Source organism: Cellulomonas sp. NPDC058312 (assembly GCF_042880135.1).
GTDB lineage: Bacteria > Actinomycetota > Actinomycetes > Actinomycetales > Cellulomonadaceae > Cellulomonas.
Map to the genome: position 1 here is coordinate 362,550 of NZ_JBHVZE010000001.1, position 25,810 is coordinate 388,359.

The 25,810-nt window shown below is 77.2% G+C and carries 20 protein-coding genes; 8 read left to right on the top strand and 12 right to left on the bottom strand.

Annotated features, from left to right (window positions below):
• Positions 1-22 precede the first annotated feature (22 nt).
• On the bottom strand, positions 23-1,291 hold the full coding sequence (locus tag ACFVXN_RS01700) for an MFS transporter (RefSeq protein ID WP_389226285.1): 1,269 nt from the start codon (positions 1,289-1,291) through the stop codon (positions 23-25).
• Positions 1,292-1,348: 57 nt separating this feature from the next.
• Between ACFVXN_RS01700 and ACFVXN_RS01705 the strand changes: the two genes are divergently transcribed.
• Positions 1,349-1,909 (top strand): helix-turn-helix domain-containing protein, encoded by a 561-nt coding sequence (locus ACFVXN_RS01705; protein ID WP_389226288.1) that lies wholly within the window; start codon positions 1,349-1,351, stop codon positions 1,907-1,909.
• A 99-nt stretch (positions 1,910-2,008) separates the two neighbouring features.
• On the opposite strand, the gene galK is transcribed toward ACFVXN_RS01705, so the two are convergent.
• The 5 genes from galK to ACFVXN_RS01730 form a co-directional block, all read right to left on the bottom strand.
• The gene (gene galK, locus ACFVXN_RS01710) at positions 2,009-3,277 is read right to left on the bottom strand and encodes a galactokinase (RefSeq protein WP_389226292.1); all 1,269 of its coding nucleotides are present in this window, start codon (positions 3,275-3,277) and stop codon (positions 2,009-2,011) included.
• A gap of 66 nt (positions 3,278-3,343) precedes the next feature.
• Positions 3,344-4,138, bottom strand: a complete 795-nt coding sequence (locus ACFVXN_RS01715) for a DeoR/GlpR family DNA-binding transcription regulator (protein ID WP_389226295.1) — start codon at positions 4,136-4,138, stop codon at positions 3,344-3,346.
• A 64-nt stretch (positions 4,139-4,202) separates the two neighbouring features.
• On the bottom strand, positions 4,203-5,360 hold the full coding sequence (locus ACFVXN_RS01720) for an Mrp/NBP35 family ATP-binding protein (protein ID WP_389226298.1): 1,158 nt from the start codon (positions 5,358-5,360) through the stop codon (positions 4,203-4,205).
• Positions 5,361-5,406: 46 nt separating this feature from the next.
• Positions 5,407-5,955: a DUF1003 domain-containing protein gene (locus ACFVXN_RS01725; protein ID WP_389226301.1), complete on the bottom strand. Its 549-nt coding sequence runs from the start codon at positions 5,953-5,955 to the stop codon at positions 5,407-5,409.
• Positions 5,948-7,276 (bottom strand): magnesium transporter MgtE N-terminal domain-containing protein, encoded by a 1,329-nt coding sequence (locus ACFVXN_RS01730; protein ID WP_389226304.1) that lies wholly within the window; start codon positions 7,274-7,276, stop codon positions 5,948-5,950. Before ACFVXN_RS01730 ends, ACFVXN_RS01725 begins: the two co-directional genes overlap by 8 nt.
• Before the next feature lie 163 nt (positions 7,277-7,439).
• Here ACFVXN_RS01730 and ACFVXN_RS01735 point away from each other — a divergent pair, with 163 nt between their 5' ends.
• Complete coding sequence (locus tag ACFVXN_RS01735; RefSeq protein ID WP_389226307.1) at positions 7,440-8,195, top strand: general stress protein; 756 nt, start codon at positions 7,440-7,442, stop codon at positions 8,193-8,195.
• A 72-nt stretch (positions 8,196-8,267) separates the two neighbouring features.
• Here ACFVXN_RS01735 and ACFVXN_RS01740 read toward each other — a convergent pair whose 3' ends face one another.
• On the bottom strand, positions 8,268-9,827 hold the full coding sequence (locus ACFVXN_RS01740) for an aminopeptidase P family protein (RefSeq protein ID WP_389226310.1): 1,560 nt from the start codon (positions 9,825-9,827) through the stop codon (positions 8,268-8,270).
• Between the two features lie 49 nt (positions 9,828-9,876).
• Between ACFVXN_RS01740 and ACFVXN_RS01745 the strand changes: the two genes are divergently transcribed.
• From ACFVXN_RS01745 to ACFVXN_RS01755, 3 genes are all read left to right on the top strand, one after another.
• The gene (locus ACFVXN_RS01745; protein WP_389226313.1) at positions 9,877-10,734 is read left to right on the top strand and encodes a PHP domain-containing protein; all 858 of its coding nucleotides are present in this window, start codon (positions 9,877-9,879) and stop codon (positions 10,732-10,734) included.
• Positions 10,731-11,354: a MarC family protein gene (locus tag ACFVXN_RS01750; protein ID WP_389226316.1), complete on the top strand. Its 624-nt coding sequence runs from the start codon at positions 10,731-10,733 to the stop codon at positions 11,352-11,354. The genes ACFVXN_RS01745 and ACFVXN_RS01750 overlap by 4 nt, the downstream gene beginning before the upstream one ends.
• Before the next feature lie 88 nt (positions 11,355-11,442).
• Positions 11,443-12,318, top strand: coding sequence for an oxygenase MpaB family protein (locus tag ACFVXN_RS01755; protein ID WP_389226319.1), 876 nt, complete (start codon positions 11,443-11,445; stop codon positions 12,316-12,318).
• A 119-nt stretch (positions 12,319-12,437) separates the two neighbouring features.
• Here the strand turns inward: ACFVXN_RS01755 and ACFVXN_RS01760 are convergent, their stop codons facing one another.
• A complete protein-coding gene (locus ACFVXN_RS01760) occupies positions 12,438-14,165 on the bottom strand; it encodes a DEAD/DEAH box helicase (RefSeq protein WP_389226322.1) in 1,728 nt (575 codons plus the stop codon).
• 286 nt (positions 14,166-14,451) lie between these two features.
• Entirely contained in the window at positions 14,452-15,726 is a 1,275-nt protein-coding gene (locus tag ACFVXN_RS01765; protein WP_389226325.1) for an MFS transporter, read from the bottom strand.
• A 120-nt stretch (positions 15,727-15,846) separates the two neighbouring features.
• On the opposite strand from ACFVXN_RS01765, the gene ACFVXN_RS01770 reads away from it, so the two are divergent.
• A complete protein-coding gene (locus ACFVXN_RS01770) occupies positions 15,847-16,608 on the top strand; it encodes a ferritin-like fold-containing protein (RefSeq protein WP_389226328.1) in 762 nt (253 codons plus the stop codon).
• Between the two features lie 107 nt (positions 16,609-16,715).
• Here ACFVXN_RS01770 and ACFVXN_RS01775 read toward each other — a convergent pair whose 3' ends face one another.
• Positions 16,716-16,940: a DUF3107 domain-containing protein gene (locus ACFVXN_RS01775; RefSeq protein WP_389226331.1), complete on the bottom strand. Its 225-nt coding sequence runs from the start codon at positions 16,938-16,940 to the stop codon at positions 16,716-16,718.
• A gap of 43 nt (positions 16,941-16,983) precedes the next feature.
• On the bottom strand, positions 16,984-17,709 hold the full coding sequence (locus tag ACFVXN_RS01780) for a TetR/AcrR family transcriptional regulator (protein ID WP_389226334.1): 726 nt from the start codon (positions 17,707-17,709) through the stop codon (positions 16,984-16,986).
• 107 nt (positions 17,710-17,816) lie between these two features.
• On the opposite strand from ACFVXN_RS01780, the gene ACFVXN_RS01785 reads away from it, so the two are divergent.
• Positions 17,817-21,257, top strand: coding sequence for an ATP-dependent helicase (locus tag ACFVXN_RS01785; protein ID WP_389226337.1), 3,441 nt, complete (start codon positions 17,817-17,819; stop codon positions 21,255-21,257).
• Entirely contained in the window at positions 21,254-24,826 is a 3,573-nt protein-coding gene (locus ACFVXN_RS01790) for a UvrD-helicase domain-containing protein (RefSeq protein WP_389226340.1), read from the top strand. The genes ACFVXN_RS01785 and ACFVXN_RS01790 overlap by 4 nt, the downstream gene beginning before the upstream one ends.
• Before the next feature lie 40 nt (positions 24,827-24,866).
• Here ACFVXN_RS01790 and ACFVXN_RS01795 read toward each other — a convergent pair whose 3' ends face one another.
• Positions 24,867-25,802, bottom strand: coding sequence for a phosphotransferase (locus tag ACFVXN_RS01795; RefSeq protein WP_389226343.1), 936 nt, complete (start codon positions 25,800-25,802; stop codon positions 24,867-24,869).
• Between the last annotated feature and the right edge of the window lie 8 nt (positions 25,803-25,810).

Here is a 25,810-nt window from a genome sequence, read left to right on the forward strand (position 1 = left end):
CCGCTGACGTGCGAGGACGCGGTCAGGCCGGGGTCGGCGCACCCGGCAGGTCCCGCATCCGCAGCAGCGGGGACAGCAGCACGGGCAGCGCCGCCAGCACCGCACCGCCGGCGGCGACCCACAGCGCGGGCAGCACACCCCAGGAGTGCCCGATCCACCCGCCGAGCAGCGCCCCGAACGGCGTCGTCCCCCAGACGATGAACCGGACGGAGGCGTTCATCCGGCCGAGCAGCGCGGGCGGGCAGACCCGCTGCCGGAAGCTGACCTGCGCGACGTTGTAGACGACCACGGCGAAGAAGAACAGCACGCCGCCGACGACCAGCGTCACCTGGGGGTCGACCGGCAGCACCGACGCGAGCGGCGTCAGCGCGGCGCCCGGGGCGAACGCCAGCGCGGCGAGCGGGATCAGCCGCCCCTCGCCGACCCACCGCTGCAGCCGGTCGGCCGCGACGGCCCCGGCCAGCCCGCCGACCGCGGACGCCGACAGGACGGTGCCGTAGGCGGCCGCGTCCAGCCCGAGGACGCGCAGCGCGTAGATGACGCCGACCGCGGCGCCGACGGCGGAGAACAGGTTGCCGACCGCCGTGCAGGCGACGATCCGGCGCAGCAGGGGCTGGTGCACCACGAAGCGCAGGCCCTCGGCGATCTCGACCCGCAGCGGGCGCCGGTCGGCGACGGGCGGCAGCTGCTCGACCTGCCGGATCCGGCCGACCGCGAGGGCCGAGACCAGGTACGTCACGGCGTTGACCGCGATCACCGCCGGCGCGGGGACGACCCGCAGGAGGGCGCCGCCGAGCGCCGGGGCGGCGACGTGCGCGACCGACGCGGTCGCCTGGAGCTTCGCGTTGCCCTCGCCGATGTGCTCCAGCCCGACCAGGCCCGGCACGTAGGACTGGTGCGCGACGTCGAAGAACACCGTCGCCGCGCTGATCACCAGCGCGCCCGCGTACAGCACGGGCATCGACGCCAGCCCCGCGAACGCGAGCGCGATCACCGCCGCGAGGGTCGCCGCCCGGACCAGGTCGGCCGTGACGAGGACGCGCCGCTTGCGCATCCGGTCGACCCACGCGCCGGTCGGCAGGCCGATCACCAGGAACGCGGCGGTCTCGGCGGCGGTGAGCACGCCCATCTGCCACTCGGTGGCGGCGAGGTCCCGCACCGCGAGCACCGGCAGGGCGATCCCGGTGAGCTGTGCCCCGAGCTGGCCGAGCGCGTCCCCGACCCACAGGCGCCGGAAGTCCGGGTGGTGGACGAGCGAGCGCCGGCGCGGCGGTGCCTCGGTCCCGGTCATGGCGGTCAGCATGGCGCCACTGATTGGGAAGTGTCAATCAGTGGCTAGGATCGGCGCATGACGCAGCCCGCCGACGCCGACGCCGACGACCACGCCGAGCTCGACGCCGACGCGCGGGCGCTCGCCTCGGTGCTCCGGCTGCGGATCCTGCGGCTCTGCCTCGACGAGGCGCTGACCAACCGGGAGATCGCCGAGCGGCTGGGTCGCAACCCCGCGACCGTGCTGCACCACGTCCGCACCCTCGTGGACCGCGGGTTCCTCGCGGCCGACCCGGTGCGCCGCGGGGCCCGGGGCTCCCGCGAGGTGCCGTACCGCGCGACGAGGAAGTCCTGGCGCGCCCCCGACTTCCCCGGCAAGTGGCAGCTGATGGCGGCCACGTTCCTCGAGGAGCTGCACGAGTCCGACCCGGCGACCGTGCGGATGACCCGGCTCGGTGTCCGGCTCAGCGCGGCCGAGCGGGACGAGCTCCTGGCGCGGGTGGACGCGTTCGTCGAGGAGCTCGCCCAGCGGCCGCCGACCCCGGGAGGGCGGCCGTACTCGCTGCTGGTCGCGATGCACGAGGACGCGGCGCGGCTGCCGCGGCCCGACGCGCTGCCCGACGAGCGGCCCGGGCGGTAGCGCGACGACGGCCGCCGCCCGCACGGTGGCGGGCGGCGGCCGTCGGCACGCCGGGTGGGTCGGCGGGAGTCGCGGGATCGTCCGCGGGGGAGCGACCGGTCAGGCCGCGGGGCCGCTCGCCGTCGCGACCAGGAACGCCGGGGCGTGCAGGTCCTGCGCCGCGAACGCGTCCGCGACGGCCGCGGCCACCGCGTCGACCGCGTCGGCGCGCACGAGCGCGATCGCCGAGCCGCCGAAGCCGCCACCCGTCATCCGCGCGCCGAGCGCCCCGGCCGCGCGCGCGGCCTCGACGGCGACGTCCAGCTCGCGGCAGGAGACCTCGTAGTCGTCGCGCAGCGAGGCGTGCGACGCGTCCATCAGGTCGCCGACCTCCTCGACGCGGTCCTCGTCCAGCAGCGCGACGAACTGCGTCACGCGCTCGATCTCCGTCACCACGTGCCGGACGCGGGTGACCAGCACCTCGGCGTCGCCGGAGCCGTCGCCCACCGGGCCGGTGCCGTGCGCGAGCGTCGCGAGGGCGTCGCCCAGCCGGTCCGGGGCGATCTCCCGGAGCGTCGGCACGCCGAGGATCGCCGCGGCCTCGTCGCACGCGGCGCGGCGCGCGGCGTACTGGCCGTCGACGAGCGCGTGCTCGGCCTTCGTGTCGATGACGAGCAGCGCCAGGTCGTGCGCGGCCAGGTCGAACGGCACGTGCCGCACCGACCCGTCCCGGCAGTCCAGCAGCAGGGCGTGCCCGGCGCGGCCGCGCAGCGACACCGACTGGTCCATGCCGCCGGTGCTCGCGCCCGCGATCTCGTTCTCGGCGCGGATGGACGCCGCGGCGAGGACCGTCCGCCCGGCGTCGTCCGGCTCGTCCGCGGTGCCCGCCAGGCCCAGCCCGTAGAGCGCGTCGATCGCGACGGCGGCGGCGCACTCCAGCGCGGCCGAGGACGACAGGCCCGCGCCGTAGGGCACGCACGAGTCCACGGCGACGTCGAACCCGCCGACCTCGTGGCCCGCCTCGCGCAGCGCCCACGCGACGCCGACCACGTACGCCGGCCAGCCGCTGACGGTCCCGGGGGCGACCTCCGACAGCGCGACCTCGCGGACGCCCGTGGCCTCCTGCGCCGAGACGAGGCGCACGGTGTCGCCGTCGGTCCGGCGCACGGCGACGTACGTGCGGTGCGGCAGGTCGAACGGCAGGCACAGGCCGCCGTTGTAGTCGGTGTGCTCGCCGATGAGGTTCACCCGGCCCGGCGCCGACCACGTGCCGTCGGGCTCCGCGCCGAACCGGTCCGCGAACAGGGCGCGCACCCGCGCGGCACCGTCCGTGGGCTCCCAGGCACCGACCCACACGGGGGTGGTCGCGGGCTCGTGCTGCTGCTCCATGAAGGTCATCGCTCCTCGGCGTGGGGTGGTGCGGGGTGTGGTGCGGTCGGGGTCAGGCGGTCCGGGTCAGGCGGGGTCGGGCGTCAGCAGCGTGCAGCCCGCGTCGGCGAGGACCGCGCGTGCGGGCTCCGGCAGCGCGGCGTCGCTGACCAGCACGTCGACCTCCTCCAGCGCGGCGATCCGGGCCAGGCCCATCACGCCCCACTTGGTGTGGTCGGCCAGTACGGTCACCGCGGCCGAGCAGTGCAGCAGCGCCCGGTCGGTCGCGGCCTCGGCCAGGTTCGGTGTCATCAGACCCGACTCGTCCAGCCCGTGCACGCCGAGGAACAGCCGGTCGACCCGCAGCGTCGCCAGGGCGGTGTCCGCGACCGGGCCGACCAGGGCGTCCGACGGCGTCCGGGTGCCGCCGGTGAGGATCACGTCCAGCGCCCCCGCGCCCGGGACCGCCCGGTGCAGGGTCTGCGCGACGGGCAGGGAGTTCGTCACGACGGTGAGCGGGCGCAGCGCCGGGTCGGCGGCGATCCGCTGGGCCAGCAGGTGCGTCGTCGTGCCCGCGGACAAGGCGATCGCCTGCCCGGGCTCGACGGTCGCCGCGGCCAGGTCCGCGATGGCGTCCTTCTCGGCCGTCGACCAGGTGCTCTTCGCCTCGAAGCCGGGCTCGTCCGTGGGCCGGCTCGCCCCGTCGACCGCCACCGCGCCGCCGTGCACCCGCCGCACGAGGCCCGCGCGGTCGAGCTCGGTGATGTCCCGGCGCACGGTCATCTCGGAGACGTCGAGCTGCTCCACCAGGTCGGCCACCCGGACCGCCCCGTGGGCGCGCACCTCCGCGACGATGCGGTCCTGCCGTTGACTCGCGAGCACGGGGCCAGTATCCACCAGGAACGAACAGGAACCAACACGCCCGACCGGCGCCTGCCGCCCCTGCCTACCGCCCGACCGGCGTCAGCCCCAGCGACTTCCCCGCCAGCCCGCGCGACCGCGACGTCAGCGTCGTCGCGACCTGCCGCAGCGCGACCGCGGCGGGGGAGTCGGGGTCGGTGAGCACGACGGGGGTGCCGCCGTCGCCGGCCTCGCGCAGCCGGATGTCGAGCGGCACCTGGCCGAGCACCGGCACGGTCGTGCCGGTCGACCGGGTCAGGCCCTCGGCGACCCGCGCGCCGCCGCCCGAGCCGAACAGCTCGAGCCGGCTGCCGTCGGGCTGCTCCAGCCACGCCATGTTCTCGACGACGCCGACCACGGACTGCCGGGTCTGGGTGGCGATCGACCCGGCGCGCTCGGCGACCTCCGCGGCGGCGAGCTGCGGGGTGGTGACGACGACCAGCTCCGACCCGGGCAGCAGCTGCGCGACCGAGATGGCGATGTCGCCGGTCCCGGGCGGCAGGTCCAGCAGCAGCACGTCCAGGTCGCCCCAGAACACGTCCGCGAGGAACTGCTGGAGCGCGCGGTGCAGCATCGGCCCGCGCCAGACGACGGGCTGGCCGGGCGGCACGAACATGCCGATCGAGATGACCTTCACGTCGTGCGCGATCGGCGGCAGCAGCATCTCGTCCACGCGGGTCGGCGGCTGGGTCACGCCCAGCATCCGGGGGATCGAGAAGCCGTAGATGTCGGCGTCCACGACGCCGACCCGCAGGCCGTCCTGCGCCATCGCGACCGCGAGGTTCGCGGTGACGGACGACTTGCCGACGCCGCCCTTGCCGGACGCGACCGCGAACACCTTGGTCAGCGAGGTGGGCTTGCTGAACGGGATGACGGGCTCCGCGCCGCCGCGCAGCCGCTCGGTGAGCGCGGCGCGCTGCTCGGGGCTCATCACGCCCATCGCCATCCGCACGTCCGCGACGCCCTCGACGGTGAGCACCGCGGCGGTGACGTCCTTCGTGATCGTGTCGCGCAGCGGGCAGCCGGCGGTGGTGAGGTCGATGCCGACGGTTACGCGGGTGCCCTCGGGCGCGGCGGTGTCCACGTCGACCGAGCGCACCATGCCGAGGTCGGTGATCGGTCGCCGGATCTCCGGGTCGAGCACCCGGGTCAGGGCCTGGCGGACGGCAGCGGCGACGGCCTCGGGGTCACGGGTGTCCGGCATGCGCCCATCGTAGGTCGGCCGCGGTGTGCACCCGGCGGGACCGGCGTCAGGACGGCTCGGTCGACCGACGGTCCCGGCGCTCGGTGCGGCGCTCCTGGGCGCCGTCGGAGTCGGACTCCGCGTCGTCCCGGTCCTCGAGCAGCTCCTCCATGAGGTTGCGCAGCTCGGACCGCACGAAGTCGCGGGTGGCGACCTCGGACAGCGCGATGCGCAGCGCGGCCATCTCCCGGGCCAGGAACTCGGTGTCCGCGAGGTTCCGCTCCGCGCGCTGCCGGTCCTGCTCGGCCTGGACGCGGTCGCGGTCGGTCTGCCGGTTCTGCGCGAGCAGGATCAGCGGCGCCGAGTACGACGCCTGCAGCGACAGCATCAGCGTCAGGGCGGTGAACCCGTTCGCGGCCTTGTCGAACCGCAGGCCCTCCGGGCCCCACGAGTTCCACGCCAGCCACGCGACGCAGAACAGGCTCAGCCAGAGCAGGAACCGCGGGGTGCCCATGAACCGGGCGATCCCCTCGGAGACCTTGCCGAACGCGTCGTCCTCCAGCTTGGGCAGCCAGGTCCGGCGCGCGGTCTTCGGGGTGTCCAGGCGCTCAGCCACGGCGGCCTCCCCGGGGGGCGGGCGCTCCGACGTGCCGGGGTCCGGCGGGGGCGGCCGGGGCGGGCTGCACCTCCTCGTCGGTCTCGCGCCAGTCCTCGGGCAGCAGGTGGTCGAGCACGTCGTCGACGCTGACCGCGCCGAGCAGGCGGCGCTCGTCGTCGACGACCGGGATCGCCAGCAGGTCGTAGGTCGCGAGCCGCCGGGTGACGGCGAGCAGCGGCGCGTCGGCGGGCACCGGGTCGATGTCGGTGTCCACCAGCGAGCCGATCGCCTCGTGCGGGGGCTCGCGCAGCAGCCGCTGCAGGTGCACGACGCCGATGAACCGGCCGGTCGGCGTCTCCAACGGCGGGCGCACGACGAACACCATCGAGGCGAGCGCGGGCGTGAGCTCGCGGCGGCGGACGTGGGCCAGCGCGGCGGCGATCGGCGTCTCCGGCCCGAGGACCACCGGCTCCGTGGTCATCAGACCGCCGGCGGTGTTGTCCTCGTAGGCGAGCAGCCGCCGGACGTCGCGGGCCTCCTCGGGCTCCATCAGGCCCAGGAGCTCGGCCTGCTGGTCGTCGGGCAGCTCGCCGAGCAGGTCGGCGGCGTCGTCGGGCTGCATCGCCTCGAGCACGTCGGCCGCGCGGGACCGGGCGAGGCCGGACAGGATCGCGACCTGGTCGTCCTCGGGGAGCTCCTCCAGGACGTCCGCGAGCCGCTCGTCGTCGAGCGCGGTCGCGACCTCGAGGCGGCGGGTGGCGCCCATGTCGTGCAGCACGTCGGCGAGGTCGGCGGGCTTGAGCTCGTCGTACTGCGCGAGCAGCAGGGTCGCGTCCTGCGCGTCCGCGGCGGTGCGCGCCAGGCCCGCGATGGCGTCGATGTCCAGGAGCTCCGGCTCGCCCCGCCGGCGCAGCAGGCCGCCGCGTCCGGGCCGGTGCTTGCGGACGAACACCTTCGACACCAGCCAGTCGCCGTTGCGCTGCCGCTCGATCGCCACGTCCTCGACCGCGGCGGAGCCGGAGCCGTCCGCCAGCTGCACGGTGCGGTCGAACAGCTCGCCCACGACCAGGGTCTCGAACGGGCGCTGCTCGAACCGCCGCATGTTCACCAGGCCGGTCGAGAGGACCTGCCCCGCGTCGATCGCGGTGACCCGGGTCAGCGGCACGAACACGCGGCGCTTGCCGGGGACCTCGACCACGAGGCCCACGGCGCGCGGGGCGCCCTTGGGCCGGAGCAGCACGACGACGTCGCGCACCCGGCCCACCTGGTCGCCGATCGGGTCGAAGACGGAGGTGCCGGCGAGCCGCGCGACGAACACTCGGGTCCCGGAGGCGCTCACGGGGGCCAGCGTAGACGCCGCGTCCGGTGCCCCGCAGGGCCGGGGTCGGGTGACCGCCGTCACGTCCCGGGTCGCTGACAGGAACCTGGACGTCGGCCATGAGGTTCCTGCGTCCTGGCCCGGACACCTGGCGGCGGCACCGCGGGATCGGCAGGATGGGGCCATGTCCTTCTCCAGCCGCTCGCGCGTCCCCGGGACGCCCACCCTCCCGCAGGGCGAGACCGTCGCGTCCTACGGCACCTACCTCGAGGCGCAGCGCGCGGTCGACCACCTGTCCGACCGGCAGTTCCCCGTCCAGCTGGTGACGATCGTCGGGACCGACCTGCGCATGGTCGAGCGCGTCACCGGCCGGCTCACCTACGCCCGCGTCGCGATCACCGGGTTCGGCTCGGGGGCGTGGTTCGGCGTGTTCGTCGGCCTGCTGTTCCTGCTCACCAGCAGCAACGCCGGGATCCTGTTCACGTCCGTGCTCGTCGGCGGCGGGTTCGGGCTGCTGTTCTCGGTGATCTTCTACGCGTTCACCGGCGGCAAGCGGGACTTCACGTCCCAGAGCCAGATCGTCGCCTCGCAGTACGCGGTGCTGTGCCAGACGGAGAAGGCCGGCGACGCGCGCCAGCTGCTCCGCGAGCTCCCCGGCGGGCGGCCCGGACCCGGCGCCCCCGCGGCGCCGACCGGCCCGGTCGCCGGTCGGCCGTCCGACCCGTCGGCGACCTACCCGCAGCCGGGCGCCCCCGGCGCGCCGGTGCCGCCGCCCGCGCAGCCGACCACGCCGACGCAGCCGCCCCGCTACGGCCAGCTGGCGCCCCAGCCCGGCGCCGAGGCGGGCGAGCCGCGCTACGGCCAGCGCGCCCCGCAGCCTCCGACGACGCAGCCCCCGACGCCTCAGCACCCGACGCCTCCGGCCGACCAGCAGGACTGACGTCACGACGGCCCGGCACCCCCACCCGACGAGGGAGGGGTGCCGGGCCGTCGCGCGTCCCGGGGTCGGTGGTCAGCGCCCGGACAGCCCCGCCATCCACGCCTCGACGTCCGCCGGCGTCCGCGGCAGCGCCGCCGACAGGTTCTCGTTGCCGTCCGCGGTCACGAGCACGTCGTCCTCGATCCGCACGCCGATCCCGCGCAGCGCCTCCGGCACGCGCAGGTCGTCGACCTGGAAGTACAGCCCGGGCTCGATGGTGAACACCATCCCGGGCTCGATCACCGCGTCCAGGTACATCTCGCGCCGTGCCTGCGCGCAGTCGTGCACGTCCAGGCCGAGGTGGTGGCTGGTGCCGTGCACCATCCAGCGGCGGTGCTGCTGGCCCTCGGGGCTCAGCGACTCGGCGGCCGGCACGGGCAGCATGCCCCACTCGTCGAGGCGTGCCGCGATGACCTCCATCGCGGCGGCGTGCACGTCCCGGAACCGGTTGCCCGGGACGGCGGCGGCGAACGCGGCGTCGGCGGCGTCCAGCACCGCCTGGTACACCCGGCGCTGGTCGTCGGTGAACGTCCCGTCGACGGGGATCGTCCGGGTGACGTCCGCGGTGTAGAGGGAGTCGACCTCGACGCCCGCGTCGATCAGCACCAGCTCGCCGGGGCGGACCTGGCCGTCGTTGTCGGTCCAGTGCAGCGTCGTGGCGTGCGCGCCGGCCGCCGCGATGGTCTCGTAGCCGACCGCGTTGCCCTCGACGCGCGCCTGGGACAGGAACGTGCCCTCGATGACCCGCTCGCCGCGGCGGTGCGCGACCGCCTCCGGGAGCCGGCGCACCACCTGCTCGAAGCCCTCGGCCGTCGCGGCCACCGCCTTGCGCAGCTCCGCGACCTCGAGCTCGTCCTTGACCAGCCGCAGCTCCGACAGCGCCTCGACCAGGGCGGCGTCGCGCTCCCCGGCCTCCTCGGCGGCCCGGATGTCCGCCACGACGGCGTCGACGGACTCGTCCACGCCGGGGACCACGAGGACCTGGACCCCGTCGGCGCCCGCGTCCTTGGCCAGGGCGTCGCGCAGGTCGTCGCTGTGCGCGGTCCGGATCCCGGTGGTCGTCTCCATGTCCTCGAGCGTCGGCCGCGGGCCGACCCAGAACTCGCCGTACCGGGCGTCGGAGAAGAACTCCTCGGTGTCGCGGCCCGCGAGCGGGCGCATGTACAGCACCGCGTGGTGGGTCGACCGGCCGCCGCCGGGCAGCTCGTCGCCCTCGCCGTCGGCCGCCGGGTGCAGGACGAGCACCGCGTCGGGCTCCTGCTCCGCACCCAGGCCGGTCAGGTGCGCGAACGCCGAGTGCGGCCGGAACCGGTAGTCGGTGTCGTTCGACCGGACCTTGTACGTGCCCGCGGGCACGACCAGGCGCTCGCCGGGGAACCGGGCGCCGAGCCGGGCGCGGCGCGCGGCGGTGAACGGCGCCGCCTCGGCGGGGACCGCGCCGCTCGCGGGACGCTCCGCCCAGCCCGACGTCACCCAGTCGAGGAACGCGGCGGACTGCGGGCGCTGGCTGCGGTTCGACCCGCGGTCGGCGAGCGTCTGCTCGGCCGGGACCTGGGCGGGCGCGGAGGACTCGGGAGTCGTGTCGGTGGCCATGCCCCCAGTCTGGCACCGCCCCGGGCGCGCGGGTGAGTACGCTTCCGCGGTGCGCATCGACCTCCACACCCACTCGTCCGCCTCGGACGGCACCGAGCCCCCGGGCGGCGTGATCGCCTCCGCGGCGGCCGCCGGGCTGGACGTCGTCGCGCTGACCGACCACGACACGACGTCCGGCTGGGCGGCGGCGGGCGAGGCCGCGGTGGCCCACGGCGTCGTGCTCGTCCCCGGCACGGAGGTGTCCGCGCTGTCCCGCGGGGTCAGCGTGCACCTGCTGTCCTACCTGCAGGACCCGGCCGCCCCCGCGCTCGCCGACCTGATCGCGCAGACCCGCGAGGCACGCCTGCACCGCGGCCGGGCGATCGTGGAGCGGCTGGCCGAGGACCTGCCGATCACCTGGGACGACGTCCTCGCCCAGCAGCAGCCCGGGACCGTCGTCGGTCGCCCGCACATCGCCGACGCCCTGGTCGCGCTCGGGGTCGTCGCCGACCGCACCGCCGCGTTCGACGACCTGCTGTCGACCCGCGGCCGCTACTACGTGCCGTACTACGCGCCCGAGGCGGTCGAGGCCGTCGAGGCGATCCGCGCCGCCGGGGGCGTCCCCGTGTTCGCGCACCCCGGCGCCGACGGCCGCGGCCGCGTCGTGCCGGACTCCGACATCGCGGCGCTCGCCGAGGCCGGTCTGGCCGGGCTCGAGGTGCACCACCGCGACCACACGCCCGCGCAGGTCGAGCGGCTCACCGCGCTCGCGGACCGGCTCGGGCTGCTCGTCACCGGCTCCAGCGACTACCACGGCGCCGGCAAGCCGAACCTGCTGGGGGAGAACCTGACCGCGCCCGAGGTGCTGGCCGAGATCGAGCGCCAGGGACGCACCGGCGTCGTCGGCCGCCCGGGGGTGGGACGATGAGCGCCGTGCTCGACTGGCGACTCCTCTCCGAGGTCTTCATCACCCTGTTCGTCATCATGGACCCGCCGGGGACGGTGCCGATCTTCCTCGGCCTGACCGGCGCGATGACCCGGCAGCAGCGCAACCGCGCGGCCCGGCAGGCGATCCTCGTGGCGTTCGGCGTGATCCTCGCGTTCGCCGTGTTCGGGCAGAGCCTGCTGTCGTACATGCACATCTCGCTGCCCGCGCTGCAGGCGTCCGGCGGCCTGCTGCTGCTGCTCGTCGCGATGGAGCTGCTGACCGGCAAGTCCGAGGAGCCCCAGCCGTCCGGCAACGCCAAGGTCAACGTGGCGCTGGTGCCGCTCGGCACGCCGCTGCTCGCCGGGCCCGGCGCGATCGTCGCGGTCATGGTGTTCGTGCAGCAGAGCGACGGAACCCTCGCGGACTGGCTGGCGATCGCCATCGGCATCGTGCTCGTGCACATCTGCCTCTGGCTCGCGATGCGGTTCGCGGGCGTTATCCACCGCCTGCTCGGCGACTCCGGCACGACGCTCGTCACCCGGATCGCCGGTCTGCTGCTCGCGGCGATCGCCGTCCAGCTGGTGGCCGACGCGGTGAAGGCGTTCATCCAGGCCGCCTGACGCCCGGGTCGCGGTGTCCGGGTCGCGCTGACGCCCGGGTCGCGGTGCCCGGGTCGCCGGACGCGGTGCGCGGGGCGAGGATCGGCGCGTGACCACCTCCACCCCCACGCTGCGCGGCCGGCTCGGCGGCGAGCTGTTCGCCCGCGTCGCCGGCCCGCGCGGACCCCAGGTCCGCGACCGCATCCACGGCACCCCCGGCGAGCGCTGGTTCGGCCCGGACGACGCCATCCGCCGGGTGCACGGCGACGCGTCGATGTTCGTCGGCGGGCTCACCGCCCTGCTCCTGCAGTCCTGGCACCCGCTCGCGATGGCGGCCGTCGCCGCGCACTCCGGCTACCGGGGCGACCCGTGGGGACGGCTGCAGCGGACCAGCACGTTCCTCGCCGTCACCACGTTCGGCACCGTCGAGCACGCCCAGCAGGCGATCGGGATGGTCCGCCGGATCCACGACGGCATCGTCGGGACCACCGCCGACGGCGAGCCCTACGCCGCCTCCGACCCGCACCTGCTGCGCTGGGTGCACGTCACCGAGGCGCACGCGTTCCTCACCGCCCACCAGCGCTACGGCGCCCGGCCGCTCGACGCCGCGGGCTGCGACGACTACGTCGCCCAGGGCGCGCGGGTCGGGCGCGCGCTCGGCGCCACCGACCTGCCCGAGACCGCCGCCGGGCTGCGCGACGCGCTCGACGCGTACCGCCCGGAGCTGCGCGGCACCCCCGAGGCCCGCGAGGCGGCTCGGTTCCTGCTCGTGCACCCGCCGCTGCCGGTCGCGGCGCGGGTGCCGTACGGCGTGCTCGCGGCCGCTGCGGTCGCCGGGCTGCCGCGGGCCTCCCGAGGCCCCCTGGGGCTGCCGGACGTGCCGTGGCTCGACGCGACGGTCTCCCGCGCCGCGGGGCACGGGATGACCCGCCTGATCCGCTGGGCGCTGGCGACCCAGCCCCCGCCCCCGACGCCCGAGCCCTGACGCCCCGCCGAGGTCGCACCCACCGGCCGAGGTCGCCCCGTGCACCGGGAGACCTCGGCACAGCGCGAGGGCGCCCTCACCGGTGGTGGGGGCGCCCTCGTGGCGTGCTGCGGTGCGGGTCAGGCCTCGGTGGCCGGGGCCTGCTCGGCGCCCTGCTCGCCGCCGCTGCGGGTGCGGCGGCGGTTGCGACGCCGGCGCGGGGCGGCGCCGTCCTCGGTGCGACCCTCGGCGGGTCCGGTCGAGCCCGTCGAGCCCTCGGTGGGGCCGGTCGAGGCCTCGGTGCCCTCGGCCGCGCGCTCGCCGCCGCGGCGACGGCGCTGCCGGCCCTCGCCCTCGGCGCGGGGAGCCCGCTCCTCGCCCTCGGCCCGCGGGGCACGGCCGCCGTCACGGCCACCACGCCCGCCGTCGCGCCCGCCACGCCCGCCGTCGCGGCCGCCGCGGTCGGCGTCGCGGCCGGACGTGTGCCGCTTGCCGGTCTCGCCGAGGTCCTCGAGCACCTCGGCGCCCAGGCCCTCGCGGGTCCGCTGCGAGCGGGGGAGCCGCCCGGTGGTGCCGGCGGGGATGTTGAGGTCGGTGAACAGGTGCGGCGAGCTGGAGTACGTCTCCTGCGGCTCGGGGAAGCCGAGCTCGAGCGCCTTGTCGATCAGGCCCCAGCGGGGGACGTCGTCCCAGTCGACGAACGTGACGGCCGTGCCCTTGTTGCCCGCGCGCCCGGTGCGGCCGGTGCGGTGCAGGTAGGTCTTCTCGTCCTCGGGGCACTGGTAGTTGACCACGTGCGTGACGTCGTCCACGTCGATGCCGCGCGCGGCGACGTCGGTGGCGACCAGGACGTCGACCTTCCCGTTGCGGAACGCGCGCAGCGCCTGCTCGCGGGCGCCCTGCCCGAGGTCGCCGTGCAGCGCGCCGGCGGCGAACCCGCGGTCGACCAGCTCGTCCGCGACCTTCGCCGCGGTGCGCTTGGTGCGCGCGAACACGATCGTCAGGCCGCGGCCCTCGGCCTGCAGGATGCGGGCCAGCACCTCGACCTTGTCCAGCGCGTGCGCGCGGTAGACGACCTGCTTGATGTTCTTGACGGTCTGGCCGATGTCGTCCGGCTCGCTGGCGCGGATGTGGGTCGGCTGCGTCATGTAGCGGCGGGCCATCGCGACGACGGCGCCCGGCATGGTGGCCGAGAACAGCATGGTGTGCCGCGACGCGGGGGTGCGGGACAGCAGCTTCTCGACGTCGGGCAGGAAGCCGAGGTCGAGCATCTCGTCGGCCTCGTCGAGCACGACGCACTTGACGCGCGACAGGTCCAGGTGGCCCTGGTTCATGAGGTCGATCATGCGGCCGGGCGTGCCGACGACGACCTCGACGCCGCGCTGCAGCATGTCGATCTGCGGCTCGTACGCGCGGCCGCCGTAGAGCAGGCAGATGCGCACCGAACGGCGCTTCGAGGCGGTCTCCAGGTCGCCGGCGACCTGCACCGCGAGCTCGCGGGTCGGGACGATGACGAGGGCCTGCGGCTTGCCGGGGGCGGGCAGGGCGTCGAAGCCCTCCTCGTCCGGGGCGACCACGCGGTGCAGCAGCGGGACGCCGAAGCCGAGGGTCTTGCCGGTGCCGGTCTTGGCCTGGCCGATGATGTCGTGGCCGGAGAGGGCCACCGGCAGGGTCATCGCCTGGATCGGGAACGGGGTGGTGATGCCGGCGTCGGCGAGCGCGGCGACGATCTCCGGGCGGACGGCGAAGTCCGCGAAGGTCACGTCGGCGGCCTGCACCGAGGCGGCGGTCGGGGTGACGATGGTCTCCACCGCGACGTCCTCGGGGGCCAGGGCGTCGTCGGTGGTCGTGGGTTCGGTCGAGGTCACGGACTGCTCTTCACTCGTGAAGGTGGCGTGCCGCGCGTCGCGCCCAGGAGGGGTCCGCGACGGGCATCGCCACAGGTGGTCCGGCAGCCGATCGTGCAGGTCAGTCGAGGGCGGCCGGCGACGCCTGGGGCGGCGCGGCGCGCTCGGAGCACCGAGGTCGAGACGACCGGGCAACCGATGTACACCGTCATGGTACGCGGAGCGCGGCCCCGGGCGCGGGAACTGCGACGCCCGGGGCCGCGCGGGGTCGTGCCGCGGGGCTCGGCGCAGAGCTCGGCGCGGGCTCTCAGCGCGCCCCGACGGCCTCGGGCTCCGCGGCGACGGCCGGCTCCGGGTCGGGCCCGGCCGCCGCGCGGGCGCCGGCGAGCGCGGTCACCAGGCGACGCTGCTGGGTCGCGGCGAGCAGCAGGGCGACCACGGTCGCCGTGCAGGTCACGGCGAACGCCGCGGTGTGCCCGGACAGGTCGGCGAGCCGGCCCGCGACGCTCGAGCCCAGGGCGTAGCCGATGCCGGTCGCGCTCGCGAGCACCGTCATCGCCGCGCCGGCGCGGTCCTGCGGGACGACGTGCTCCCCGAGCGTGAACACGCCGATCATGTACGGCGCGATGGCGAACCCGAGCACCGCGACCGCCGCGGTGAGCGCGGGCAGCGTCCCGACCAGCAGCAGCGGCCAGGACAGCGCGACCATCGCCGCGGCGGCGACCAGGACCCGGCGCTCGTGCCCGAACCGGGCCGGCAGGAACGCCGTCCCGATGCCCGCCGCGGCGCTGCCGACGCCGAGCACCGCGTGGATGAGCCCCGCGAGGCCGGGCTGGCCGGTCTGCGTGGCGAGCACGGTCGTGCCGGTCTGGATGGATCCGAACAGCACGCCGACGGCGGACTGCGCCACGATCAGCACGGCGAACGCGCGCGTGAGCAGCCGACCCGTCGCGCGGACGTGCGGGCCGGTGGTCGTCCGGCGGGCGGTGGGGTGCAGGGCGAAGGCGGTGCCGAACACCGCGAGCAGGGCAGCGGCGGTGAGCAGCGACCCGGCGGGGGACAGCAGCACCGCGACGACGCCGACCAGGGCCGGGCCGAGCGCGAACGAGGCCTCGTCGGCGGCCCCCTCGTACGAGAACGCGGCGTCCACGAGCCGGCGCTGCTCGGGCCCGGTGCTCGCGGTGATCGGCCGCCACCGGACGCGGGCGAGCGGGCCGACCTGCGGCAGCACGAGGCCGGTCACCGCGGCGACCCCGACCAGGACGGGTGCACCGGAGCCGTGCTGGGCGAGCAGCGTCAGCGTGGCCAGCGACGCCGCCCCGGCCAGCGACTGCACCAGGACGACGACGCGCTGGCCGTACCGGTCGGCGAGGCCGCCGGCGACGGGCGCGCCGACCGCGTTCGCGACGGCGAGCGCGCCCGCGGCGAGACCGCCGAGGCCGTAGGTGCCGGTCGCGGTGGACACGAGCAGCAGGGTGCCGAGCTGGGCCATCGCCATCGGCAGGCGGCCGAGGAACGCGACCAGGACGTAGGCGGGACCGGCCAGCCGGAACAGGCGGGCGTAGGCGTGCAGGGCGGACACGAGGGCACCTCCGGGTGCGCGGAACGGGTGACGCGCCTCCCCGCCTCCAGGTCGCGTCCCGATGCCCTCAGCTCCGTCCATCCTACGGGCCGGTGTCCACCGCGGCGCTACGCTGCACGGATGACCGAGGCCGCCCCCGAAGCACAGCCGCAGCCGTCGACGCCCGCCCCCGGCGCCGACTCCGCGGACACCGTCGAGCTGCTCGGGCTGGTCGCCCACCTGCAGCACGTGGCGTTCAACCGGCTCGCCGAGGACGCGAGCGTCGCGCCCAGCACGGCGCAGCAGCTGGTGCTCAGCCGGCTCGCCGCCGCCGCGGTCGACCGTCGCGACCGGGTGCTCGTGCGCGTGGTCGAGCTCGGCGGCGACCCCGAGAAGTGCCTGGGCGCGTACGCCCGCCTGCTCGAGGACTTCGACTCCCGCACCCAGCCGAGCACCTGGTGGGAGCGCCTGCTGCGGACGTACGTGGCCGAGGGCGTGTCCGACGACTTCTGCCGGATCGCGGCCGCGACCGTCGACGAGCGCTCCCGCGTGCTGCTGCTCGACGTGCTCGACGACGCCGCGCACGCGAACCTCGCGGTGGGCGAGCTCGAGGCCGCCGGCGCCGACGACGAGGTGCTGGTGTCCCGGCTCGCGCTGTGGGGCCGGCGGCTCGTCGGCGAGGCGCTGGGCGTCGTGCAGCAGGCCATGTCGGCGCACCCCGGGCTGGGGCGCCTGGTGACCCGCCGCGGCGAGGCGCCCGCGGCCGCCGCCGACGTCCCCGCCGCCACGGAGCCCGCCGCCCCGCCCGCGGGCGCCGGTGACGACGGCGCGCCCGGCCGGCTGTTCGGCGAGCTCACCGCGGAGCACACCCGCCGCATGTCGCGGCTCGGCCTCACCGCCTGACCGCCCTGCTCGACCGGACGACCGGACCACCGCACGACCGGGCCACTGCACGACGGAGCCCCGCACCGTCCGGTGCGGGGCTCCGTGGTCGTGCGGGGTCGTGCGGCTCAGATCGCGCCGAAGCCGACCCGGCCCTTCGACTCCGTGCCGATCTCCACGTACCCGATCGACGCGGACGGCACGATGACGCGCCGGCCCTTGTTGTCGACCAGCTCGAGGACCGGCTTGCCGGTCAGGGCCTCCGTGACGGCGGCGGTGACCTGGTCGGCCGTCTGGTCCGACTCGATCACCAGCTCGCGCGGCAGGTTCTGCACACCGATCGTGATGTCCACGCTTCGTCGTCTCCTCGCTCGTCCGGGCCTTGCCGTCGTCATCCTAGGCCGGGCCGGGCGCCCCGGGTCCGTCCGGGGCGCCGCGTTCGCCCTCGGCCGAGAGCGGCCCGGCGTCCGGGGGCTGCGGCGGCACGAAGTCGGCCACCCCGCCCCACGCGAGCCGCGCGACCAGGGCCGCCGTCTCCCGCGCGGTCGTCGCCCCGGCCCGGTCGTCGGCGCGCAGGCGGCGGGTCGCGGCGGACTGGGCCATCGCCGCCAGGGACGGCGCGAGCACCTCCGCCGTCCCGCGCGGGACCCCGGCGACGTCGGTCAGCACCGCCTCGAGCCGCCGGGTGACCGCCTCGGTGGCGCGCTCGACGCGGGCCCGGACCTCGAGGTCGTGCCGGACGTCCGACTCGAACAGCAGCGCCGACGACTCGCCCGCGCCGTCCACGAAGTCGAGGTAGGCGCGCACCACGCCGGTGACGATGGCCCGGGCGTCGTGCGGCCGGACCTCGCCGGGCGGGTGCATCGCCACCGCCGCGTCCACGGCGGACAGCAGCTCGTCGCCGCGCGCGTCCACCACCGTGAGGTACAGGTCGAGCTTGGACGGGAAGTGCCGGTAGAGCACCGGCTTGCTGACCTCGGCGCGGTCCGCGATGTCGTCCATCGACACGTGGTGGAAGCCCTCGGAGGTGAACAGCTCCTGCGCGATCGCCAGCACCTGCGCGCGGCGGACCGCGCGGGGCATGCGCACCGGACGGCCGTGGCCGGGCGAGGGGTGGTCCATCGGGCGATGATAGCCAGCGCCCCCGGGTCGGCCACGGGCAGGTCCCGGGCGGTTCGGAGCGGTCCGGGCGGCGGCCCGGTGTCGGTGGCGTGTGATGGGATCGGGCCGTGACCCCGACCCCCGCCGCCCCCGCCGACGCGCCGTCCGGCGCGCCCGGGCTGCGGCTGGTGCGGCCGGCGCTCGCCGACGTGCCGCCACCGGTGCGCCTCGGCGCGGACCAGCAGGCCGTGGTGGACCGCCTGGTCACCGGCGCGGACCCCGCCCTGCTGGTGGTCGGCGCCGCGGGCACGGGCAAGTCGGTCCTCGCCGTCGAGGCCGTGGCCGCGGTCCTCGGCGCGGACGAGGACGCCCTGCTCCCGTCACCCGGCGCGCCGACGCCCGACGAGGTGCTGGTGCTGGCCGCGGGCCGGCGCGCGGCGGCGGAGCTGCGGGACCGGATCGGCGCGCGCGTCCGGCGGACCACGGGCCAGGCGATGGTGCGCACGGCGCCCGCCGCGGCGTTCGCGGTCCTGCGCGCCCGCGCCGCGCTGCTCGGCGACCCGGCCCCGACGCTCATCTCCGGCCCCGAGCAGGACCTGGCGCTCGCGGAGCTGCTGGCGGGGCACGCGGCGGGTGAGGGCGTGCCGCTGCGCTGGCCGGACGGCGTGCCGCCCGAGGCGATCGGGCTGCGCTCGTTCCGCGGCGAGCTGCGTGACCTCGTGATGCGGTCCGCCGAGCGGGGGCTCGCGCCGGAGGACCTCGCGCTGCTCGGGGAGCGGCACCATCGCCCCGAGTGGGTGTCCGCCGCGGCGCTGTACGCGGAGTACCTGGACGTGACGACGCTGCGCGCGGGGACCCCCGACGCGGGCGCCCGGCTCGACCCGGCCGTGGTCGTCGAGGAGGCCGCCGAGGCGCTGCTCGCCTGGGAGGAGGAGCTGCCGGGGCACCCGCGCCCGCGGTGGCGGCTCGTCGTCGTGGACGACTACCAGGAGGCGACCGAGGCGACCGCGCGGTTCCTGCGGGTGCTGCAGGACGACGGCGCGCGTCTGCTGCTGCTCGCCGACCCGGACTCCGCGGTGCAGACGTTCCGCGGCGCGACGCCGGCCCTCGTCGGGCGCGCCGACGTCCACGGCGACGGTCCGGGCGAGCTCGGCGCGCACCGGCTGGTGCTCGACGGGGTGCGGCGGCACGGGTCGGCGCTGCGGGCGGTCGCGGGTCGGGTCGCCGAGCGGATCGCGGTCGTCGGCGGAGCCGCGCACCGGCGGGCGCTGCCCGTGGCACGGGAGGTCCCGGCGCAGCACGTGGGTCCGGCGCACGACGCCGCCCCGGCGGAGCACGACGCCCCGGCGGAGCACGACGCCCCGGCGGAGCACGACGCACCGGCGGCGGTCGCCGACCCGGTGCGCGCCGCCGTGCTGCCGAGCGCCGCGCAGGAGGCCGCCTGGATCGCGCACGCCCTGCGCCGCGCGCACCTCGAGGACGGCGTGCCGTGGGCGCAGATGGCGGTGGTCGCCCGGTCGGGTGGCCAGGTGACGGCGCTGCGCCGGTCGCTGGGCGCCGCGTCGGTGCCGGTGTCGGTGGTCGGCAGCGACGTGCCGCTGCGCGACGAGCCTGCGGTGCGTCCGCTGCTGGACGCGCTGCGGTGCGCGCTGGGCCCGGACGCCGGCGGCGCCGCCCTGGACGCCGAGCTCGCGGCAAGGCTGTGCTGCTCGCCGCTCGGCGGGCTGGACGCGGTCGGCCTGCGCCGGCTGCGCCGCACGCTGCGTGCCGAGGAGGTCGCGGGCGGCGGCGGGCGGGCCAGCGACGACCTGCTGGTCGAGGTCCTGGGCTCGCCCGCCCGCGCGGCCCTGCTGCCGTCGGCGGTCCGCCGGCCGGTCGCGCGGCTCGCCACCGTCCTGGAGGCCGGTCGTGCTGCTGCCGCCGCTCCGGGCGCCGACGCGCAGACGGTGCTGTGGGCGTTGTGGGACGCGTCGGGGCTGGCGGAACCGTGGCGCCGCTCGGCGCTCGCCGGCGGGCCGGGCGCCGCGCGCGCGGACCGCGACCTCGACGCGGCGCTCGCGCTGTTCCGCGCCGCCGAGACGTTCGTCGACCGGATGCCCCAGGCGCGCGCCGCCGCGTTCCTGGAGTGGGTCGAGGCGCAGGAGCTGCCGTCCGACACGATCGCCGCGCGGGCCCGCCGGGACGCGGTGCAGGTGCTCACGCCCGCAGGCGCCGCCGGTCGCGAGTGGGACGTGGTGGCCGTCGCGGGGGTGCAGGAGGGGGTGTGGCCGGACCTGCGGCTGCGCGACTCCCTGCTCGGGTCGCAGGCGCTGGTCGACGTGCTCGCCGGCCGCGGCGGTCCCCGGCACGCGGACGCCGCCGCCCAGGCGCACGCCCAGGCGGCCGCCGGTGCCGCCGCGCGCGCCGCGGTGCTGGCCGACGAGCTCCGGTCGTTCCACGTCGCCGTGTCCCGCGCCCGGCGCACGCTGCTGGTCACCGCCGTGTCCGACGAGGACGACCAGCCGTCCCCGTTCCTCGACCTGGTGGAGCCGTGCGACGAGGACGACGACCCGCGCCGCACGTCGGCGCCCGCGCCCCTGGACCTGCGGGGGCTCGTCGCGCAGCTGCGCGCCCGCCTGGAGCAGTCCGTGCGGTGGGGCCGGACGGACGCCGAGGCGGTCGCGGTGCTCGCCCGGCTCGCCGACGCGGGCGTGCCCGGAGCCGACCCCGCCGAGTGGCACGGCCTCGTCGAGCCCTCCAGCGACGCGCCCCTGTACGGCCCGGGGCTGCGGGTGCCGGTGTCGCCGTCGCGGATCGAGACCGCCGGCACCTGCACCCTGCGCTGGGCCCTCGAGGCGGCGGGCGGCACGGCGCCGAGCAGCGCGCGGCAGTCGCTCGGCACGCTGGTGCACGCCCTCGCGCAGACGTACCCGCGCGGCGGTCGCGCGGAGCTGCTCGCCGAGCTCGACCGGCGCTGGCCCGAGCTCGGTCTGGGCGACGGCTGGCCCGCGACGCTCGAGCGGCGGCGGGCCGAGGCGATGGTCGAGCGGCTCGCGTCCTACCTCGCGCAGGCGGGGGAGCCGCTGGCCGTGGAGGCGCGGTTCGAGCTCGCGCTGGACCGGGCGCTGGTGCGCGGCTCCCTGGACCGGGTCGAGCGCGCCGACGACGGCGGTACCGGACCCGAGGGCACCGACCCGGAGCCCGCCCCACCCACGGTCCGGGTCGTCGACCTCAAGACCGGCCGGTCCGCGCCGTCCGCGCAGGAGGCCACGACCAACCCGCAGCTCGGCGCCTACCAGCTCGCGGTCGACGCCGGCGCGGTCGAGGGACTGCCCCCCGGGTCGCGCAGCGCCGGCGCCCAGCTCGTGTTCGTGTCCGACGTCAACAAGGCCAGGGCGGCGCTGCGCGAGCAGCCGGCGCTCGGGCCGGACAGCCCGGACGCGCCCTCCTGGGCGCGCACCCACATCGAGGAGGTGGCGGAGCGGATGGCCGCGTCGTCGTTCGCCGCGACGGCGAACCCGCTGTGCGACCGGTGCCCCGTGCGCCGGTCCTGCCCGCTGCGCGACGAGGGCGGGCAGGTCGTCGGATGACCCTCTCCCCGACGTCGCCGCCCGCCGCCGGCCCGACCCCCGACCGCGCCGCCGGCGGCGACCGCCCGCGCCTGTCCGCGCAGGACATCGCCCGCCTGCTGCGGCGCGACCTGCCGACGGACGAGCAGGTCGCGGTCATCGAGTCCCCGCTGCGCCCGGCCCTGGTGGTCGCGGGCGCCGGGTCCGGCAAGACCGAGACCATGGCCGCCCGGGTGGTGTGGCTGCTCGCCAACGGCCTGGTCGCGCCCGAGGAGGTGCTCGGGCTCACCTTCACGCGCAAGGCCGCCGGCGAGCTCGCCGAGCGGGTGCGGCGCCGGCTGCGGCACCTCGCGCGCGCCGCGGCGACCGAGGGGGTGCACCTGCCCGGGCTCTCGGTCGCGGAGGACGGCGCCGACGGCGGCGCGGCGCTGCTCACCGTGGCGCGACCGACCATCTCGACCTACAACGCCTACGCGGCGTCCCTGGTCGCCGACCACGGCCTGCGGCTCGGCGTCGAGCCCGCGGCCCGGCTGCTCGGCGAGGCGGCGCAGTGGCAGCTCGCCAGCGAGGTCGTGGAGTCGTGGACGGCGGACCTCGACTCGGCCGCGGCGGTCTCCACCGTCGTCGAGGCGGTGCTCACCCTGTCCGGCGCGCTCGACGAGCACCTGCTCGACGCGGGCACCGCCCGCCGGGGGATCGACGACCTCGTCGACGCGATCGAGGCAACCCCGCCCGGCACCCCGCCGCGCGCGCCGTACGCGAAGGTGCGCGAGCTCGTCGGGTCGCTGCGCGAGCGGCAGCGGATGCTCGACCTCGTCGCGGCGTACCGGGACCGCAAGCGCGCGGTCGACGCGCTCGACTTCGGCGACCAGGTGGCGATCGCCGCGCGGCTCGCCCGCGACGTGCCCGAGGTCGCCGCGGGGGAGCGGGCGCGGTTCCGCGTGGTCCTGCTCGACGAGTACCAGGACACCTCCTACGCGCAGCTCGTGCTGCTGTCCGCCCTGTTCGGCGGCGGGCACCCCGTCACGGCGGTCGGCGACCCGCACCAGTCCATCTACGGCTGGCGGGGTGCCAGCGCCGGCGGGCTGGAGCGGTTCCCGACGGACTTCCCCGACGTCGCCGACGACGGGGACCGGCGGCCCGCCGCGGTGTTCGCGCTCTCGACGTCGTGGCGCAACGACGTCGCCGTGCTCGACGCAGCGAACCACGTCGCCGCCCCGCTGCGCCGGGCCGAGCGGGCCCGGGTCGCGCTGCCGACGCTGGACGCGCGCCCCGGAGCCGGCCCCGGCGACGTCGTCGCGCACCTCGCCCCGACGCTGGAGGAGGAGGCGCAGGCCGTCACGGACTTCGTCGTCGCGCGGTGGCGCCCCGAGGGCGGGCCCGGGGTCGACGGCGGCGCCCCCGCACCGGGCGGGTCGCGGGTCACCGCCGCGGTGCTCTGCCGCAAGCGCGCGCAGTTCCCCGTGATCCACCGGGCGCTGCGCGCGGCCGGGCTGCCGGTCGAGGTCGTGGGGCTCGGGGGGCTGCTCGCCACCCCCGAGGTCGTCGACCTCGTCGCCCTGCTCCAGGCGTCGCACGACCCGTCGCGGGGCGACGCCCTCATGCGGCTGCTCACCGGCGCGCGGACCCGGCTCGGCGCGGCCGACCTGCACGCCCTCGCCGACTGGTCCGCGCACCAGGCCCGGGGTCTCGACCCGCGGGCCGCCGCCGCGCTCGCCCGCGACCGGGCCCCGTCGACGTCGCCCGCCGACGGCACCCGGTCCGGGTCCCCCGACGCCGCCGCACCCACGGACCCTGCACCCACGGACCCCGCGCCCGCCGACCCCGCGCCCGCCGACCCCGTGGTGGCCGACGTGGTGGACGAGCGCAGCATCGTGGACGCCGTCGACGCCCCGCCGCCCCCCGGCTGGACCAGCCCCGCGGGCCGCTCGCTCACCCCGGGCGGCCTCGCCCGGGTCACCGCGGTCGGTGAGGTGCTGCGCGCCGTCCGCCAGCACGCGTACCTGTCGCTGCCCGAGCTCGTCGGCCACGCCGAGCGGCTCTGGGGCCTGGACATCGAGGTCGCCGCGCGCCCCGGCGTCGCACCGGGCCGGGCCCGCGCGCACCTCGACGCGTTCCGCGAGGTCGCCGTGCGGTACGCCGACGCCACCGACGACCCGAGCCTCGGCGGGTTCCTCGCCTGGCTGGAGTCCGCCGACGCGCACGAGCACGGCCTCGACATGCCCGTCGCCGAGCCCGACCCCGACGCCGTCCAGCTCATCACCGTGCACGCGGCCAAGGGCCTCGAGTGGGACGCCGTCGCGGTCGCCGGCCTCGTCGACGGCGGCCTGCCCGCCACCCGCACCCAGGGCAAGGACGGCCCGACCGACTCCGCCTGGCTGACCGGCCTCGGCGAGCTGCCCTACCCGCTGCGCGGCGACCGGCACGACCTGCCGGAGCTCGTCCTCGCGGGCGCCGCCGACCCCAAGGACCTGGAGGAGCGGCGCAAGCAGTTCCTCCGCGACGCCGGGGACCACCAGGTCGCCGAGGAGCGCCGGCTCGCGTACGTGGCGTTCACCCGCGCCCGCTCGGCGCTCCTGCTCACCGGCGCGTGGTGGGGTGACGGCAGCCGGCTGCGCGCGCCGTCGCTGTTCCTCACCGAGGTCGTCGAGGCGGGCCTCGCGCGGGTCGCGTCCTGGGCGGTGCAGCCCGACGACGGCGTGGACAACCCGCGCACCCAGGAGGCCGCGACCACGACGTGGCCGGTGGACCCGTTCGCCGTCGCGGGCGACGGGTCCCCGTCCCGCCGCCCGGCGGTCGAGTCGGCGGCCGACGCGGTGCGCGCGGCGCTCGCCGTCCCGCCGGAGGTGCGGGCCGCCGCGCGCGAGGCCGCCGCCCCGGGTGGTTGGGACCGCGTCGTCGACCTGCTGCTCGCCGAGCGCGAGGCCGAGTCCCGTCCGCGCCCGGAGGTCGAGCTGCCCGCGCACCTGTCCGCCTCCGCCGTGGTGCGGCTCGCGGCGGACCGCGGCGAGTTCGCGCGCGCCCTGCGCCGGCCCGTCCCGAACCGTCCGTCGCCGCAGGCCCGGCGCGGCACGCAGTTCCACGCGTGGGTCGAGGGGTTCTACGGGGCACCGACGCTGGTCGACCTCGACGACCTGCCCGGCGCCGACGACGACTCGGTTTCGGTGGACGCCGACGAGGCCGCGCTGCGGGCCGCGTTCCTGGCGACCCCGTGGGCCGCGCTGGAGCCCGTCGCCGTGGAGGTCGACGTCGAGACGACGCTCGGCGGCTACGTCCTGCGGTCGCGGATCGACGCGGTGTTCCCCGACCCCGACCGCCCGGACGTGCCGGGGGCCGTGGTCGTCGTGGACTGGAAGACGGGGGCGCCGCCGAGCGACGCCGGGTCGGCGGCCGTCCGCGAGCTGCAGCTCGCCGTCTACCGCCTCGCGTGGTCGCGCTGGACGGGGGTGCCGCTCGACCGGGTGGGCGCCGCGTTCTGCTACGTCGGCGCCGGCCGCACGGTGCGTCCCGAGCGGCTGCTCGGGGCGGACGAGATCGAGCGGCTGCTGCTCGCGGCGACGCAGGAGGACGGGGCCGCGCCGCCGCGGTGAGCGTGCCGCGTCGGGGCGTGCCGGATCAGGGCGTGACCGGTCAGGGCGTGACGGGACCCGGCTCCGGGACGTCGCGGGTCTGCTCGTCGAGCTCGTCGAGCATCTGCACCGCGTCGGCGACCACCTCGTCGTCGCCGGCGCGCACGCCGTAGAGCAGCCAGCGGGCGAGCGCCAGCTCCCCGGCGAGCAGCGCGCGCTCCGCCAGGTGCGGGTCGGTCAGCTCGGTGCGGCGGAGCTGGTAGGCCTCGAGGATCGAGTCGACCGCGTCCTGCGGGGCGGCGACCAGCAGCCACGCGAGGTCGTCGGCGGGGTCGGCGACCTTGGCCTCGCCCCAGGACAGCACGCCCGTCACGGCGCCGTCGGCGGCCAGCACGTGGTCGGCGGACAGGTCGCCGTGGACGACCGTCGGGCTGAACCGCCACAGCGAGACGTCCTCGAGGCGCTCCTCCCACCGGCGCAGCAGCGACGCGGGGACCCGGCCGGTGCGGGCGGCCTCGTCGACCTCCGCGAGCCGGCGCGCCCGGTAGGCGGCGGCGTCGTACACCGGCAGGCCCGCGTCCTCGACGACCGCGACCGGGAGCTCGTGCAGCGCGGCGATCGACCGGCCCAGCGACGCGGCGACCCCCGGGCCGGGCGCGAGGTGGTCCAGGGCGACGGGTCGGCCGCCGAGCTCGCGGTGCACGACCACGCGGCCGCCCTCCTCGAGCGGGGCGGCACCGACCACGCGCGGCACGTCGAACGGCAGCGCACCGGCGTCGACCTGCTCGGCGAGCGCCGCCAGCAGCGCGAGCTCGGCCTCCAGGGCCGCACCCGCGGCGGCGCTGCGCGGCGCGCGCACCACCCAGTGCCGGCGCTGGGAGTCGGTCACGAGCGCGACGTCGTCGTCACCCGCACCGGAGGCGGCGCGCACCTCGCGGGCGTCGAAGCCGGGGACGGCGACGGTCGCGAGGGCAGCCAGGGCGAGGGGTGAACGCACCGCCCCAG